17 protein-coding genes are annotated in these 14,883 nt (G+C 33.6%); 6 read left to right on the forward strand and 11 right to left on the reverse strand.

The window, feature by feature from the left end:
• Positions 1-155: 155 nt before the first annotated feature.
• Complete coding sequence (locus CD172_RS12725; protein ID WP_086375163.1) at positions 156-329, reverse strand: hypothetical protein; 174 nt, start codon at positions 327-329, stop codon at positions 156-158.
• A 172-nt stretch (positions 330-501) separates the two neighbouring features.
• On the opposite strand from CD172_RS12725, the gene CD172_RS06205 reads away from it, so the two are divergent.
• Complete coding sequence (locus tag CD172_RS06205; protein WP_037566976.1) at positions 502-882, forward strand: hypothetical protein; 381 nt, start codon at positions 502-504, stop codon at positions 880-882.
• Between the two features lie 267 nt (positions 883-1,149).
• Complete coding sequence (locus tag CD172_RS06210; protein WP_103345804.1) at positions 1,150-2,190, forward strand: C45 family autoproteolytic acyltransferase/hydrolase; 1,041 nt, start codon at positions 1,150-1,152, stop codon at positions 2,188-2,190.
• Between the two features lie 63 nt (positions 2,191-2,253).
• Here the strand turns inward: CD172_RS06210 and CD172_RS06215 are convergent, their stop codons facing one another.
• Together CD172_RS06215 and CD172_RS06220 are read right to left on the reverse strand one after the other, a co-directional pair.
• On the reverse strand, positions 2,254-3,096 hold the full coding sequence (locus CD172_RS06215) for a DUF4097 family beta strand repeat-containing protein (protein ID WP_103345795.1): 843 nt from the start codon (positions 3,094-3,096) through the stop codon (positions 2,254-2,256).
• Positions 3,093-3,656 carry an HAAS signaling domain-containing protein gene (locus CD172_RS06220; protein WP_103345796.1) on the reverse strand — a complete coding sequence of 188 codons (564 nt, stop codon included), beginning with the start codon at positions 3,654-3,656 and terminating at the stop codon, positions 3,093-3,095. The genes CD172_RS06215 and CD172_RS06220 overlap by 4 nt, the downstream gene beginning before the upstream one ends.
• Before the next feature lie 185 nt (positions 3,657-3,841).
• On the opposite strand from CD172_RS06220, the gene CD172_RS06225 reads away from it, so the two are divergent.
• On the forward strand, positions 3,842-4,393 hold the full coding sequence (locus CD172_RS06225; protein WP_060551458.1) for a thioredoxin family protein: 552 nt from the start codon (positions 3,842-3,844) through the stop codon (positions 4,391-4,393).
• A gap of 49 nt (positions 4,394-4,442) precedes the next feature.
• Here CD172_RS06225 and CD172_RS06230 read toward each other — a convergent pair whose 3' ends face one another.
• The 7 genes from CD172_RS06230 to CD172_RS12730 all read right to left on the reverse strand — a co-directional run bounded on the left by CD172_RS06230 (position 4,443) and on the right by CD172_RS12730 (position 11,054).
• Entirely contained in the window at positions 4,443-4,853 is a 411-nt protein-coding gene (locus tag CD172_RS06230) for a DUF2188 domain-containing protein (RefSeq protein WP_060551459.1), read from the reverse strand.
• 50 nt (positions 4,854-4,903) lie between these two features.
• Complete coding sequence (locus CD172_RS06235; protein ID WP_103345797.1) at positions 4,904-6,265, reverse strand: gluconate:H+ symporter; 1,362 nt, start codon at positions 6,263-6,265, stop codon at positions 4,904-4,906.
• Positions 6,255-7,826, reverse strand: a complete 1,572-nt coding sequence (locus CD172_RS06240; protein ID WP_103345798.1) for a gluconokinase — start codon at positions 7,824-7,826, stop codon at positions 6,255-6,257. Before CD172_RS06240 ends, CD172_RS06235 begins: the two co-directional genes overlap by 11 nt.
• On the reverse strand, positions 7,826-8,506 hold the full coding sequence (locus CD172_RS06245) for a GntR family transcriptional regulator (RefSeq protein WP_103345799.1): 681 nt from the start codon (positions 8,504-8,506) through the stop codon (positions 7,826-7,828). Before CD172_RS06245 ends, CD172_RS06240 begins: the two co-directional genes overlap by 1 nt.
• Before the next feature lie 206 nt (positions 8,507-8,712).
• Entirely contained in the window at positions 8,713-9,441 is a 729-nt protein-coding gene (gene pmtD / locus CD172_RS06250) for a phenol-soluble modulin export ABC transporter permease subunit PmtD (protein ID WP_103345800.1), read from the reverse strand.
• Positions 9,438-10,313 (reverse strand): phenol-soluble modulin export ABC transporter ATP-binding protein PmtC, encoded by an 876-nt coding sequence (gene pmtC, locus CD172_RS06255; RefSeq protein ID WP_103345801.1) that lies wholly within the window; start codon positions 10,311-10,313, stop codon positions 9,438-9,440. The genes pmtD and pmtC overlap by 4 nt, the downstream gene beginning before the upstream one ends.
• 567 nt (positions 10,314-10,880) lie before the next feature.
• Positions 10,881-11,054: an SE1626 family protein gene (locus CD172_RS12730; RefSeq protein ID WP_234022042.1), complete on the reverse strand. Its 174-nt coding sequence runs from the start codon at positions 11,052-11,054 to the stop codon at positions 10,881-10,883.
• A gap of 162 nt (positions 11,055-11,216) precedes the next feature.
• Between CD172_RS12730 and CD172_RS06260 the strand changes: the two genes are divergently transcribed.
• The 3 genes from CD172_RS06260 (at position 11,217) to CD172_RS06270 (ending at position 13,944) form a co-directional block, all read left to right on the forward strand.
• Complete coding sequence (locus CD172_RS06260) at positions 11,217-12,506, forward strand: aminotransferase class I/II-fold pyridoxal phosphate-dependent enzyme (protein ID WP_103345805.1); 1,290 nt, start codon at positions 11,217-11,219, stop codon at positions 12,504-12,506.
• An 83-nt stretch (positions 12,507-12,589) separates the two neighbouring features.
• The gene (locus CD172_RS06265) at positions 12,590-13,405 is read left to right on the forward strand and encodes an SPL family radical SAM protein (RefSeq protein ID WP_103345802.1); all 816 of its coding nucleotides are present in this window, start codon (positions 12,590-12,592) and stop codon (positions 13,403-13,405) included.
• A gap of 14 nt (positions 13,406-13,419) precedes the next feature.
• Positions 13,420-13,944: a methylated-DNA--[protein]-cysteine S-methyltransferase gene (locus tag CD172_RS06270; protein WP_103345803.1), complete on the forward strand. Its 525-nt coding sequence runs from the start codon at positions 13,420-13,422 to the stop codon at positions 13,942-13,944.
• Positions 13,945-14,059: 115 nt separating this feature from the next.
• Here CD172_RS06270 and CD172_RS06275 read toward each other — a convergent pair whose 3' ends face one another.
• Positions 14,060-14,500, reverse strand: a complete 441-nt coding sequence (locus tag CD172_RS06275; RefSeq protein WP_103345806.1) for an ASCH domain-containing protein — start codon at positions 14,498-14,500, stop codon at positions 14,060-14,062.
• Positions 14,501-14,883: the final 383 nt, after the last annotated feature.

Raw genomic sequence — 14,883 nt, forward strand, 5'->3', positions numbered from 1 at the left:
AACGAGTACATTTTGACTTTGATACAAAATCATCACCTTACCCTTTATTTAAAAATTATTCAACAAAACTTATATAATGTAGATAGATAGTTATGCATTTGAACAAATTTCAATTGGAAACAAAAAAACGAACACAAAATTGTGTTCGTTTTAGATTACGATTGATTTGATTCAATATCAGCAATAATTTGTTTTGTTTTGTTTTCAATATCTTCAAAGTCTTTTTTAAATACAAATGCTAATACAGCAACACCTAGACCTACAAGTACAGTCATTACAAGCATTAAAGCAAAGAATACTTTAAAGATACCAGCAATAAATTTACACATAAATGTTTCACCTCAAAATCCCAATGTTTAGTCTATCTATGTATGATTATAACATACTCAATATGTCACAAGAAACTTATACCCCTTTCTTCTACGATTACTCCTTATTATTCATATCGCAATAAAAATATGTTACATTTAATACAATAACAGTAAGAAAGAGGTAACGCCAATGCCTTATATATCATTTCTTAATTCTTGGAAAAATCATGATCTTGAACGTGTATCAGACATGATTGACGATACGGTTTCTGCGTATTACATCAATGATTTCGGAGATCCAATTGCCTTAAATAAATCACGTCTCATTCATTTGTTAGCCACACGTATGGCAGCTGTAGAAGCTGATTCTCAATTACAGTGGAATTTTGAAATGATTCATCGTGCTCATATTCACGGCAACCAAATGATTATGTTTTATACTTACACGAATGAAAATCAAGATTACAAGAAACAAACTAAAACGTTAGTCACATTAACATTCGGTGATAGCTCTAGTAAACATAACAAAATAAAAACCGTTTACATTACTCCTAATGTAACAGATGTTTAATAAAAAAAGATTGTTACCCCACTTGAAACGGTTGCTTCAAGTTTGTAACAATCTTTTTCATTTTAACTTACAAAGTTGCGATATAACCATCGTTTAGTGCGTAAGTATGCTTCAAGCCACATTACAATCACTCCTTAAATGAGCTATTCAATAATTATAATTGTAGATAATGTTATTATATGAGTGTTAATATACAAATTCCATTAAAGAAGTATTACAACATCGTAACAAATTGTGTTAAATAGATTTCAGAGAGGAATATGAATGATGCAGGACGTCCGTATAGATATACAAACATTTGAAGGAACACATTATGATTATGGCGTTCAAGTTGCACAGTGGATGCAGACGACTCAAATGTTAAAAAATAGAGAGAAAGAATGGAAAAAACGCGTGCCACGCTTTGATATCGATATACCTGAAACCTACCGTATATTTCAAACATTTGCACCAGCGATATGGGAAGAAATCAAAGGTCTTCAGGATACTTTGAACATTTCTACAAAGCAAGCAATATTAAATTTCGCACATTACCGTTTTACAGACTTACCAGATAGTGGATGTACAGTGTTTGTTGGACCAGATTTTATCGTAAGAAACTATGACTATCACCCAGCGACATACGATGGTCGTTATCAACTTTACCGTCCTACAGATGGTGGTTACGCTCAGATAGGTCCTATGTCTCGCACAACAGGCCGGATGGATGGTATGAATGAACACGGTTTGGTAATGGCATATAATTTTATGCATCGTAAAAAGCCAGCAAATGGTTTTGTTTGTTATATGATAGGTCGTCTTATCTTAGAAACGTGCCGTAATGTTGAAGAAGGCATTAAACTACTTCAAACTATCCCTCACCGTAGCTCTTTCAGCTATATATTACAAGACCAAACGGGTAAACATGCAATCGTTGAAGTGACACCTAGAAACATACATGTACGTTATGATGATACGTGTACTAATCATTTTAAATATTTAACACATGAGAATAGAAACTATATTAAGGAATCTAAAGAAAGACTAGAGCAACTTGAGTATCAAATAAAAAACCAAGGCGATCGTTTTGAAATCTTTAAGCGGTTTAACGATCCACAATACGGTATTTATAGTAAATTGTTCAAAAGTTGGAGCGGGACAATACATACGACTATGTATGAGCCAAAAACTTTAACTGCTTGGATCAGTTTAGGTGAAAGACAACCACCAATAGCTTTAAACTTTGGTAAATGGTTAAATGCCGAAACAATTGAAATCACACATTTAGAGGGCCAAATTGATACAGAAATTCCATTTGCCACGCATTAAACTTATAACAAAAAGAGGAACGTTATAAAGCGCTTGTTGCAAAGCTAATAACGTTCCTTCTTTTTATTTAATATTTATATCACCATGATTCGTATAAAGTTCGATGAGGTGTGTACCTTTACCATTTTTCCCTTGATGTAAATGTGGTGTGTTCATATTGATATTCCCATTTTCTGGATTTAACTTGAGCATCACATCTTCAGGTGCGTTTAAATAACGCATTGAAATTTCACCATGATTAACAGCCCCTTTAAAATCACATTCCGGTTTTAAATTGTTAAGAATCATACTACCTTCACTAACTTTGAAAACACTTTTACGTACAAGTGCTTGATTAACAGTGATTTTCCCTTTTTGCACTGATATATCAGAATCCGAAAGACTACTATTAGTGATATTAACAAATGAATCCTTAGCCTTAATATTTGTAGCATTAAACTGACAATGGTCAATGTTCACTTGACCCGTAGATTCATACCAAATCGTGACACTTTTACTTTTTATACCTTGAATATGCGCTTCGCCTACACGCGTAGTCAAATTTAATTCTTCTAAATATTTCTCAGGTACTGTAATCTCTAATCGTTCTTTAGACTTATTGAACGGATTGACATCTATCATGCGCTTCTTAGTGGCTTGACTATCAGAAATTTGAAGTATTTTATTTTGCTTAGAAATATTAACTCTGGCTTTACCATCATATTTTACATGAAAGTGAGAGCCTTTTTTTACATATACATCCGCATTGTTAGCATTTACATTTAAAGTTTCAATATTCGATCTCTTAAACGCTTTTTCAGTAGTTTGTGTTTGACTATGGTGTGATTCAAACAAGAACCATACGAGTGTTCCCATTAAGAAAAATATGAGAAACATTGTTAATCCCATTAAAAATAATCGTTTCATGATTGAAATGTCCCTTTTTTAATAAAATTTATATTCCATTTTAAATAACGTAATAAGGCAATACGTAAAAGGCAAACTACTTTAACTATAATTACAAATAACATAATACCTAAGCCAGAATACGCAAAACTAAATAAATAATTACTTAGTGAAAATTGAGTAATTCCTGAATACAACTGTGTCAGGAAAACAATAATAGGTGCGAGTATCATGCCTAATGAGATAAAAATACTAATAATAATTAATAATAGAAGGAAAATTAATGGGACAACGACAAAAAATAACGTCACTATACTCATTCCAATTGTGGCGAGAACAGCACGTCTTAAATGACTAAAATCAGGTTCTTTCTCAGCATCATTAACAGCATATTTAGCATATTTTTTCTTTGCAATATGTTTTGGCTTGTTGAGAGATAATATAATTTCGCGATCTGTCTTACCTTTCTCATTTTCTTTATAAAAATGATTTTCGTATTGATTCATAATATCATCAATCACATCATTAGGTAGCCGCTTTAATTGATGTTCTAATTCATTTAAGAAAGTAATTTTATCCATTAATCTCCCCCCTTTTTTCAAATAATAATTTCAACACTTAAAATTATAATTTGAACCAATAAAAATTTAAACCTTGTACCATTATTTGTATTGTAAATGTCACATTCTTAATTTGTTGTAATCTTTTTAATTTTCTTTCAATACAGAGCTTGGTATAATATTATCAACGAAGGAGGGTGTTTTTTATGGCGCATTTAAAAACATATTATCAACAGGCTAAACCTATCAATCAATATATTGAAGATATGAATGTTAATAAAGAGGGGTTATTAAGTATCTACAATAGTTTTGATTTTCCTAAGGATGATGCAAGATTAGAATCATTAAAAGATAAAGGGTATAGACATGTACTCATCATTACAGAAGATTGGTGCACAGATGCAATGATGAATAATGCAATTTTAAAACACATATCTGAGCATCTTAATTTAGAAGTACGTGCATTTTATAGAGATGAAAATACCGATCTTATCGATCAATACTTAACGAACGGGAGAGCACGAGCGATACCTATATTTATTTTTATGAATGATCAATACGAACAAATAGCAGTATGGGGGCCAAGAGCATTATCTGTTCAAAAGTTCGTTAATACATTACGTCAAAACTTACCTGATCAATCAGATGAGTCGTATGATGATAAAGAAAAAGAATTTCATCAAACGGTTCGAAATCGATATTTAACAGATCATACATTTTGGAACGATGTATACGAATCAATTATAAAAAGTTTATAAATATAATCACACCTATCATAATTCTACATCGTGATAGGTGTGTTATTTTTTATTCTTTTGTATGTGTTTGAACACGTGTCTGTTTATGATTTGCAATCTCTTTTGCACGTGCAATCGCATCTTTTTTAGTGTCAAAGGTGTCACTTGCTTGTTGTGCGGATTCTGTTTTAACCTTCCAAACGTTATCTTCAAAATAAACATGTACATCACGTTGATTTAACGAAGGATTAGCTGATTGATTTTTCTCATGCTGTGTAATGTTTTTTTGATTTAACTGGTCACGTTCTGCTTGTGATGCATTTTGATACCATTTTTCCGCTTGAGCAGTTGCAATCGGGATGATATCTGATGTTTTATAGCCGTCTTTTAACATCGCGTTGCCAATATCGATTGCTTTTTTTCGTTCAAGTTTTTCTAAATTTTTCCAACTGCTAGGATAATCTGACATAGTCCAGGGCATCATCGTCACCTCTTTATATTTTACTACGTTATACCCTTAGAAAATTCACTTTACACAATTAGACTTAAGAGATAAACAAAAACGAAACCTGATACAGATATAATCGTTTCTACTAAAGACCATGTTAAAAATGTTTCTTTAACGGTTAAGCCAAAATATTCTTTAAACATCCAAAAACCTGCATCATTCACATGCGAACAAAATACACTGCCAGCGCCAATTGCTAATACGACTAAAGCTAAATTCACATCAGCTGTTTGTAGTAAAGGGAGAATAATACCTGTTGTGGATATCGCAGCAACTGTGGCTGATCCTAATGCTAGTCTCAATAAAGCTGCTACTAACCAAGCTAGTAATAGCGGTGATAACTGAGAACCGATAAAAAAGTGCTCAATTGTTTTATCAACACCACCATCAATTAAAATCTGCTTAAATGCGCCCCCTCCCCCTATAATTAAAATCATCATTCCTATAGGATAGATTGCTTGTGTTACAGAATCCATCACTTCAGACATTTTTCTACGCTGCTTTAAACCCATACTGTATATCGCAAATATAACTGCTAAAAGCATTGCCGTTCCAGCAGACCCTGTAAAATAAAGAATACGTTCAAAGAAATTCGTTGCACCTTGTTGGTGACCCGAAATAAGTTGCCACACCGTGGTAATTAACATTAAAATGACAGGTAATAATGCGGTGAAAGTACTTAATTTAAAACTAGGTAATTCTGCTTTATCAAAAGACTTTGACGCTCCAAGTGACGATATATCTCCTTCTCTATAAAAAGCTTGGGGACTTAATCGAGGTGCGAGTTTTACAAATAAAGGACCCGCTATAATAGTGACTGGTATAGCCACAATAAAACCATATAACAACACTTCTCCAATATTCGCATTAAGTTCTTTGGCAATAACGACAGGACCTGGATGCGGTGGTAAAAAGCCATGCGTCACCGAAAGTGCTGTTACCATGGGCAAACCTATCGTTAACTGTGATATCTTCATACGTTTGGCTATTGTAAATACGAGTGGAATAAGCAAAACTAAGCCGACTTCAAAAAATAATGCAATCCCAATGATAAACGAGGCAATTACCATCGCCCACATGACATAACGTTGACCTAACTTTGCGATGAGTGTATCCGCAATTTGCGTTGCACCACCGCCATCAGCTAATAATTTACCTAACATGGCACCCAATCCAAAGATCAGTGCAATATGACCTAGCGTTCCGCCCATTCCTGTTTCAATGGTAGTCATAATTTTGTCCAATGGCATACCTAACAATATCCCAGTCGTTACTGCAGTTACAATCAATGCAATGAATGTATTCAATTTAACTTTCATAATCAGTATTAGTAATAAAAGTATGCCGATAACGACACTTAAAATAGGCCATATATCATAAATCATTGTGATCCCTCTCATCTGTTTGGTTTTTAAATTGCTGTTGGTATACTGCGATATGTTTATAAGTAGTTAACAATTGCTTTTGAATATCTAAAAAAATGGATCCAAGTACTTTATATTGTTGGACGTGCCCTTTTATGGGTTCATGACAAATCGTCTTACCTATCCACGATGATATTTCTTCATAATCATTAAGATGGCCCAACGCTTTTTTTCCTAATATAACTGCTCCAAGGCAGGAGCTTTCATAATCTTCCGGTACAATGACTTGACAGTTAAATATATCAGCCATTATTTGCCTCCATAGTTCATTTTTAGAAAATCCACCTGTTGCTTTAATGGAGGTTGGTGTTATGTTGGAAATCTGCGTTAAAGTTGTCATAACACTATATAAATTGAAAATGACACCTTCCATCACTGCTCTGATCACATGTCCTTGATGATGTGCTAATGTTAGACCAATAAAAGATCCTTTTGCATCAGATGACCATAACGGTGCACGTTCTCCGGATAAATAAGGGTGAAATATTAATCCATCAGAACCAATAGGTACAGATTTTGCACGATGCATCATTTCTTCAAAATCAATAGGGTCTTCTGAATGATGGGGATAGTGTAATACTTGTTCACCGAGCCATTGTAATGTAACAGCACCATTATTGACAGGACCGCCGATGACGTAATGTGAGTCATCTAATATGTAACAAAATGTTCGTCCTTCTGGATCGATAAGCGGTTCATGAACTACAGATCTAATAGCCCCTGACGTCCCAATAGTTACAGCAATTTCGCCAGGACGCATACTATCCACACCTAAATTGGAGAGTACACCATCACTCGCTCCAACAACCATTGGTACTTGCTTATGTAAATGGAAACGGTTTTTAGCATTTTCAGACATCGATAAGCAATACGTTGTGGATACAACTTGTGGGAGTTGATGTGAAGCGAGTTCTACAAGATTGAGTGCCGTATCATCCCAATATTTTTTATGAATATTAAAAAGACCCGTTGCTGAAGCGATTGACATATCTGTCACACACTGACCCGATAAGTGATATAAAACGAATGTTTTAATATCAATCACTTTATGTGTTGCTTTTAATAAATCAGGTTGTGTTTCTTTGAACCATAACAACTTACATAGCGGTGACATTGCATGGATAGGGGTCCCTGTGTTGCGATAAATTAAGTCCCCCATTTGATTGTGTTTCAATTTTTCAGCGCAATATTTTGCACGATTGTCTGCCCAAGTGATTGAATTTGTAAGTGGAACCATATGTTCATCAACTATAATTAAACTATGCATTTGTGCACTAAATGCAATATGTGAGAGTTCCCCCCATTGTTTGGATGCCTGAATCACCTTCATCAGTACGAATTCAACCGCTTCTAAAATCGATTGTGGATGTTGTTCTGCTGTATCAGCGTCAGTTGTGATGAGCGGATATGAATATTGTTCATGGATGAGCACTTGCCCTGAATTATCAAATAACACAGCTTTCGTATTAGTTGTTCCAATATCTACACCTATACTCAATGTATTCACATGAATCTCCCCCATTATTGTGTTCTCCAAAAAGCACCAATGTTGTCATTTAAATCACTAAAATTAGCTTTAAACGCTTGATACATTTTAGTATTATCTCTGTCCCTGACAGCTTCTATATACAATCTATGATTATCAAGAATGCGTTTAAAGTCATCGATATCAGATTCCATACGTGTAGCCATACTGATGTACACCGTGCACAGTAATTTTTGACGAAGAGACTGCCATATATTCATAAGCGCATCGTGATGACATGCATAGACGAGATGCTCATGAAATTGTAAATCATATTCAGCAAAACCCACAGCATCTTTAAATTGAACACATACACGCATCATTTCAAGCGTCTGGTACATGTCTTGAAGAAGCAATGATATGTCATCGTTTGAAGTGACTTTAGTAAACGCAAATGATTCAATCATTAATCGAATATCAGTGAGTTCTTGCTGTTTTGTTTGTGGAAATGGCTCAATTTCTGCCCCCATTCTTTCAAGTCGTATCATATGCTCTTGATTCAGTATTTTGAAAGCATCTCTTACCGGAGAACGACTCACATTAAATTGTTGCGCAATTTGATTTTCTGTTAAAACGGTATGTTCTAAATAATGGCCATTGATAATATTAAAGCGTAATACTGTTGCAATTTTTTCACCTGTATTTTGTTGGTATAACCATTTTTCAGGAACTTTCATCATATCACCTCTAAGTTGTATACAAGTATTCTAATATACTTCGCCGTTTGTGTAAACGCTTTCTCCTCTAAATTTTATAGAAGTAGCATCGTTTCTTATCGTCATTAATTATCATTAAATAGTAAAAAGCCCTCAAAATTCATACATCGAATTTTGAAGGCTTATCGTATTAATATTTCCAATTTAAGCGCTAAATGGCGTTCGTGTTAAATATCTCTCTTTTTAATAATAACGATATTTATAATAAAGAAGATGATTAGTGTGAATGCATTAATCGCCCATTGCCATTTAGTAAAATCTAAATCCACATTCATCGACATATCACTTAAATAACTGAATGGAATATATTTTAAAGCGTCATTAATTTTTTCACCAATTTCCGGAATTAACGGAATAAATGGCTTTACAACAGGTAATATTAAAAGTAATAAAATACCTAATGTGTAGACTAATGCTGGTTTTTGAACAAATAAATTAATTAAAAATAATACCAAACCATAAATCATAAATAACATGAGATAAAACGCGATTAATTCCCATACGTATTTTGTTTCAAATGACGGTCCTTTTGTCGTCCAAGTAATGCTATATGTCATTAAAACAACAACACCTGTCATTAGTAAAGAGATTAAGATTATCGATACAAATTTCGCAATAAAGTAACTCACACGATTTCTCGTATTGTTGATAAATAGTTGAATTGTTCCTTGGCTTGTATCTCTTGTGATAGTTTTAACAATAAACATTAAACCGATGAGTGAAAAGAACCATTTTCCAACACTAAACATAATGACTGGATCTACGTCTCTATGATTACCGACATTAATACCTACAGCTATGAGAACAGGTGCAATCCCTAACACTAATGCGATATAAGTTAATGGGCTTTTAAAAATACTAATGATATCATATTTGATTAATTGCATGATGTTCATGATTGGCCACCTCTTTGATTAATATTGAAATACGTGTCTCTCAGAGAAGCGCGACGTGTTTCGATAAAATTAGGATAAATATCTATCGTAGCCAGCCCTTTTAATAAAGGTTGATAACTTTGTTGTGCATTTAAAATAATTTCTCCATTTTCTCTTATACTTTGTATCACTTTAAAATGAGATTCCAAGTATTGTAATGCATTGTCAAAATCGTTGTGGTCGACTTGTATTAGAGTTTGATCTGACGTTTGTCCTTCTGCCATATTAACATCTTGAACAAAATGTCCATCTCTAAGGAAAACTGCTCGATCACATATCAACTCAATATCTTCTAATTTATGGCTTGAAATTAAAATTTTCATATCTAAATCATGAACTAGTTTTTCAATGGTCTTCAAAACATCAATGGAACCATCAGGATCCATCCCATTTGTAGGCTCATCAAGTATTAAGTATTTAGGTTTGTTCATTAGTGACACTGCAATGGCAAGTTTTTGTTTCATCCCCATTGAGTATTTGCCTACTTTTCTTTTAATATACGATTCCATGCCGAATGCGCGAATAATAGATTCAGTGTATGCTTTATCGTAACCTTTACCTAATACATGTGCGAAAAGCTTTAAATTATATAAACCACTTTTATTATCGTATAATTTTGGATGTTCGATTAAATAACCTATATTTTCATCTTTGCCGATCTGAACATCACCTGAATAATTCACGATGTTTCCATTCATAATTTTCATAATGGTGGTTTTACCTACACCATTCTTTCCTATTAAACCCACAATTTTACTATCATTAAACGCAAAATCTATGGCATCTAATACTGTTTTATCACCATATCGTTTTGTGATATTTTTTAAATGCATATCAATGTCCTCCTCATTTCTATTAACGTACCTATTGCAATATTTAAGTCGTTATCGCTGCCATTACTTTCTTAAAAAATACCCAAATGTATGTAACCTATTGTATCCATGTTACAGAAACGTTGTCATATGTCACTTGGTCAAGCCAATTTTCCCATATAAAATTGATTTCTTGGCACAAAAGGTGTATATTGTTTTCACTTTTTCGCAATCAAAGATAGTTTATTAGAGCTTAATTAAACACCTGTTTGTACATTCCTCTTAACATTGTAATTTTCAAAATACATATTCACATGTTAGTGACAACTTCTTGGTTTCATAAATCATCATAATCACGTAAAATTAATAACTTGTTAAAATTAAATATATTAGTGTTTGGTAAACAAGTACCATGGTTACAATAACAAAATTATCAAATGAAGCGCAACTGTTCATGTATCAATTTTAGGTCATTTTAAACTTAAGCCACCTCATCAAAAAATAACTTGGTTTAAAAGCTAAAAAGAAGAGGCATCTTCCCTCTTCTTCAAATAAATTGACTCAGCGTACGTAAATGTCAGATGTATGTTATCTTCCCTTTTTCCTATCATTGTTACGGCTTATAAAAGCACATATCATAAACAAAATAGAGGCTAAAAACAATTTTATTGCTGATGCTTCTTCTTCTTGGAATTGAAAGAATGCCCCTATTAAAAATACAATAATCGCTAACAGTAAAAATATTTTAGTTAAATGTTTAATCATTCTTTCACCTCAATTAGTATTAGTATATCAAATTTAATATTTAATTTCCTACCGACCATTTCGATTGTGATATTCATTGAATACGCTTTCCATCTCTTTAATTTTTATGTATTTCAAGGTATAGTAAGAGTATCTATAATTATGGAAAGGTTGACGTTTATGAACCCGCTAGCACTCTCATTAAATGACGCATTAAATCGTTCAAACCCTATCGTATTAGACATGCTATCTGATTTAGGTAAAAGCATGTACTACCCTAAAGGTATTTTGACACAATCCGCTGAAGCAAAATCATCAGACTATAACGCGACAATTGGTATGGCCACAACAAAAGATGGAAAGATGTACGCAGGTGCGTTATATGATATGTTTAATCACATGTCAACGGATGAAGTTTTTTCATATGCTCCGCCACAAGGCTTAGAACAACTACGACTGTTGTGGAAACAAAAAATGTTGAAAGAAAATCCTGATCTTGCTGAAGACCAAATAAGCACACCTGTAGTGACGAATGCACTGACACACGGATTATCTTTAGTTGGTGATATGTTCGTTAATGAAAATGATACCCTTTTATTACCAAATCATAATTGGGGCAATTATAAGCTTGTTTTCGGGGTACGCCATCAGGCAAATATTGAAACATACCCAATCTTTACTAACGAAGGACACTATACAACTGAAGGTTTAGTAAATAAATTAGAACAAATTGATCAAGAGAAAGTAATATTGATTTTGAATTATCCGAACAACCCTACTGGCTACACACCTACGCAACCTGAAGTTCAAAGTATTGTTAACGCAATAGATAAGCTTGCTCAGCGTGGTGTTAATGTCATTGCTGTAGTTGACGACGCCTATTACGGTCTTTTCTACGAGGAAGTATATGAACAATCGATTTTCACAGCATTAACTCAACTTCAAAATGAACGTGTATTACCCGTACGTTTAGATGGCGCGACAAAAGAGTTTTTCGCATGGGGATTCCGCGTTGGTTTCATGACATTTGGTTTATCGGATGATGAAACAAAATCGATATTAGAAGCCAAATTAAAAGGATTAATTCGTAGTAACATTTCAAGTGGTGCAACGCCATCTCAAGCAGCAGTACAATATGTTTTAGAAAATAATGAAACATTTGATGCACAAATACAAAACAACATCGAAACATTACGTGAACGCTATAATGTGACAAAAGACATCGTTTATAGAGACGAGTACCAATCACTATGGCAACCTTATGACTTTAATTCCGGCTATTTCATGGCACTTCAAGTATTCGGTGTTGATGCTGAAACGTTACGCCAATATTTACTTGAAAAATATTCAATTGGTATTATCTCGCTTAACGAACAAGATATACGAATTGCATTTAGCTGTATTGAAAAAGACGAGATTGAACATGTATTTAGTAAAATCGCATTAGCAATCGAAGAATTACAAGCATAAATCATCATAGATGCAAACACATGATTAACGACGAGATCAACATAGATTTGATTTCGTCGTTTCATATTAAGGGGGATGATGATATGGATATTGAATTTCGACAACCTAAACAATTTCTTACAAAAGCAAGCGGTTTCTTATCAGATTATACACATACATTAAACCCATACATGGGATGTCAATTTGGCTGTCATTATTGTTATGTAAGAAAATCACCTATATCGCTCTTTTCAGGTAAAACATGGGGAGAATGGGTTACCGTTAAAGAAGACGTGTCTAATCAATTTAAGAAGGAATTGTTAAGAGCAAAACAAAAAGGACCTACAACCCTATTTATGTCTTCATCAACTGATCCCTATCAACAGATTGAAAAAAAGTATAAAGTCACACGTCAATTGTTAGAAGTAATGCATGAAACGCCACCAGATTTTTTATTTATACAAACTAGAGGTACTTTAATCCAACGAGATATTGATCTTTTATCAACGTATAAAGGCGACTTTATCGTAAGCATGACGATAGAAACCGATCGAGAAGAAATCATCCGTCACTTTACGCCGCACGCACCAAGTATTCAAGCACGATTGTCTACGCTAAAAAAATTAAAGCAAGCACATATTCCGGTTCAAGTGGCAGTGGCACCTGTATTGCCGTGTACGGATCAGTTCGCTGAATTATTAAAACCTTATACAGATCAGGTGACGGTAGATGATTATTTTATGGGAGATGGTTCTAACGGGCGACGAACCCAATCATTAAATATAGAAAATATCTATGCATCTATCGACGAAATGGACTGGTTTCAACGTGATGCCTATCAATATGTACAAAATTTAATGATACAAGCATTTGGAAAACAAAATGTTTCTATCAGTGTCGATGGATTTAAGCCCAAATAATGTGAGGAATCAAGATGAAATACTATTATAAAGATTTTATGACACCATTAGGTGAAATGCGCGCGGTGGCAACTGAAGAAGCTATTGTGCTATTAAGCTTCAAAGATGCCAAAGATTACGAGACAGCACTTCAAAAATTAACGCAGCGCGGACGCCTTGTCCGAGTTTCAATTTCAGCTTTAATCGATCAAGTGATTTACGAATTAACTGCTTATCTACATGGGGCGTATCACTCCTTTACAACCCCGTTACAATTGGATACAGGTACCCCTTTTCAGCAAAGTGTTTGGCAAGCATTACGAGAACTAAATATGGGACAAACTGTGAATTACAGTGATATTGCACAAAAAATTGGACGCCCAAAAAGTACGCGTGCAGTAGCTACTGCAATAGGCCAAAATCCAATTTCTATTATAATCCCTTGTCATCGTGTATTGCGTAAAGATGGAAGTCTCGGAGGATTTAATAGTGGTCTACATCGTAAGATACAATTACTCGAGCATGAACAACGCATGACAAAAGACAAACCTAACTTTTAAAGAGAAAGGTTTGTCTTTTTTAAAATTGACATTATCATCATTAGACGTTTAGTAAACGCATGATATCAACTGCTAAAAATTTCTGTAAATAAGTTGAAAGTTTGTGAGGTTAACTTTAATAAAAAAGACATTCAAAAGTTTCACAAACCATCAATTCACGTTCATTAAATACTAAACCATATTTATGAAACTCTTCATTAAAAAACTCCGCATGCGCCTTTTTCCAATAATATAATGTGCGATCGCCTTCCCCTTCTAAAAAAGCATGTTTCGCAATCACCTCACAATAAGGTACTTTTTCAACACGCGTTGTTTTAATAATGCACATAGGCTCGTTTGTGTCGCTCAAAACAATACTTAAGTCTCCTGCTTTTGGTAAAGGTTCAGCATCAATGGCATAGAGTGTATAGACGCTTGTCGTCGCTGTTTTCTTACCTTGAATCACTAAATTTGCTAAATGTGACGCATCAACTCCAAATTGCCATGCTGTATAAGAATATGATTGATATTCTGGATATTTTTCAACGAACTTCTCCCAAAATATGTTGCTATTCATCATTGTTCATCCCTTCTTTTGCTGTCTTTTTCTTTTAAAAGTGGAGAACATGCCTATCTAATTTGATAATTGAACGAAGATAAATTCAATAATTTTAGAGATAATTTCCATAACTTTCTCCTCACGATTGTAATAATATACCGAAATGATATGAGGTTCTATACGTAGCTTATTTCTATTATCTTCATATTAGCATAAACGATGACTTTTCAAAAACGTGAAAGAATAGCGCCCTATATGAATGTTTATCATAACTAAACAATTTCATTTGTTATCATTTATCCTTCACGTTCAAATATTTTTATTAATTTTGTTAAAAAGTTGTAACTATTTTTTTAATCATTCATTATATTAAGGTATATACCTGTCTCTTATACACATCT

The organism is Staphylococcus agnetis (assembly GCF_002901865.1).
Classification (GTDB): Bacteria; Bacillota; Bacilli; order Staphylococcales; family Staphylococcaceae; genus Staphylococcus; species Staphylococcus agnetis.

What these genes read in the sequence shown, in the direction of transcription:
- CD172_RS12725 (WP_086375163.1), bottom strand. Translation starts at nt 329, where the DNA reads ATGTGTAAATTTATTGCTGGTATCTTTAAAGTATTCTTTGCTTTAATG.
- CD172_RS06205 (WP_037566976.1), top strand. Translation starts at nt 502, where the DNA reads ATGCCTTATATATCATTTCTTAATTCTTGGAAAAATCATGATCTTGAA.
- CD172_RS06210 (WP_103345804.1), top strand. Translation starts at nt 1,150, where the DNA reads ATGCAGGACGTCCGTATAGATATACAAACATTTGAAGGAACACATTAT.
- CD172_RS06215 (WP_103345795.1), bottom strand. Translation starts at nt 3,096, where the DNA reads ATGAAACGATTATTTTTAATGGGATTAACAATGTTTCTCATATTTTTC.
- CD172_RS06220 (WP_103345796.1), bottom strand. Translation starts at nt 3,656, where the DNA reads ATGGATAAAATTACTTTCTTAAATGAATTAGAACATCAATTAAAGCGG.
- CD172_RS06225 (WP_060551458.1), top strand. Translation starts at nt 3,842, where the DNA reads ATGGCGCATTTAAAAACATATTATCAACAGGCTAAACCTATCAATCAA.
- CD172_RS06230 (WP_060551459.1), bottom strand. Translation starts at nt 4,853, where the DNA reads ATGCCCTGGACTATGTCAGATTATCCTAGCAGTTGGAAAAATTTAGAA.
- CD172_RS06235 (WP_103345797.1), bottom strand. Translation starts at nt 6,265, where the DNA reads ATGATTTATGATATATGGCCTATTTTAAGTGTCGTTATCGGCATACTT.
- CD172_RS06240 (WP_103345798.1), bottom strand. Translation starts at nt 7,826, where the DNA reads ATGGGGGAGATTCATGTGAATACATTGAGTATAGGTGTAGATATTGGA.
- CD172_RS06245 (WP_103345799.1), bottom strand. Translation starts at nt 8,506, where the DNA reads ATGAAAGTTCCTGAAAAATGGTTATACCAACAAAATACAGGTGAAAAA.
- pmtD (WP_103345800.1), bottom strand. Translation starts at nt 9,441, where the DNA reads ATGAACATCATGCAATTAATCAAATATGATATCATTAGTATTTTTAAA.
- pmtC (WP_103345801.1), bottom strand. Translation starts at nt 10,313, where the DNA reads ATGCATTTAAAAAATATCACAAAACGATATGGTGATAAAACAGTATTA.
- CD172_RS06260 (WP_103345805.1), top strand. Translation starts at nt 11,217, where the DNA reads ATGAACCCGCTAGCACTCTCATTAAATGACGCATTAAATCGTTCAAAC.
- CD172_RS06265 (WP_103345802.1), top strand. Translation starts at nt 12,590, where the DNA reads ATGGATATTGAATTTCGACAACCTAAACAATTTCTTACAAAAGCAAGC.
- CD172_RS06270 (WP_103345803.1), top strand. Translation starts at nt 13,420, where the DNA reads ATGAAATACTATTATAAAGATTTTATGACACCATTAGGTGAAATGCGC.
- CD172_RS06275 (WP_103345806.1), bottom strand. Translation starts at nt 14,500, where the DNA reads ATGAATAGCAACATATTTTGGGAGAAGTTCGTTGAAAAATATCCAGAA.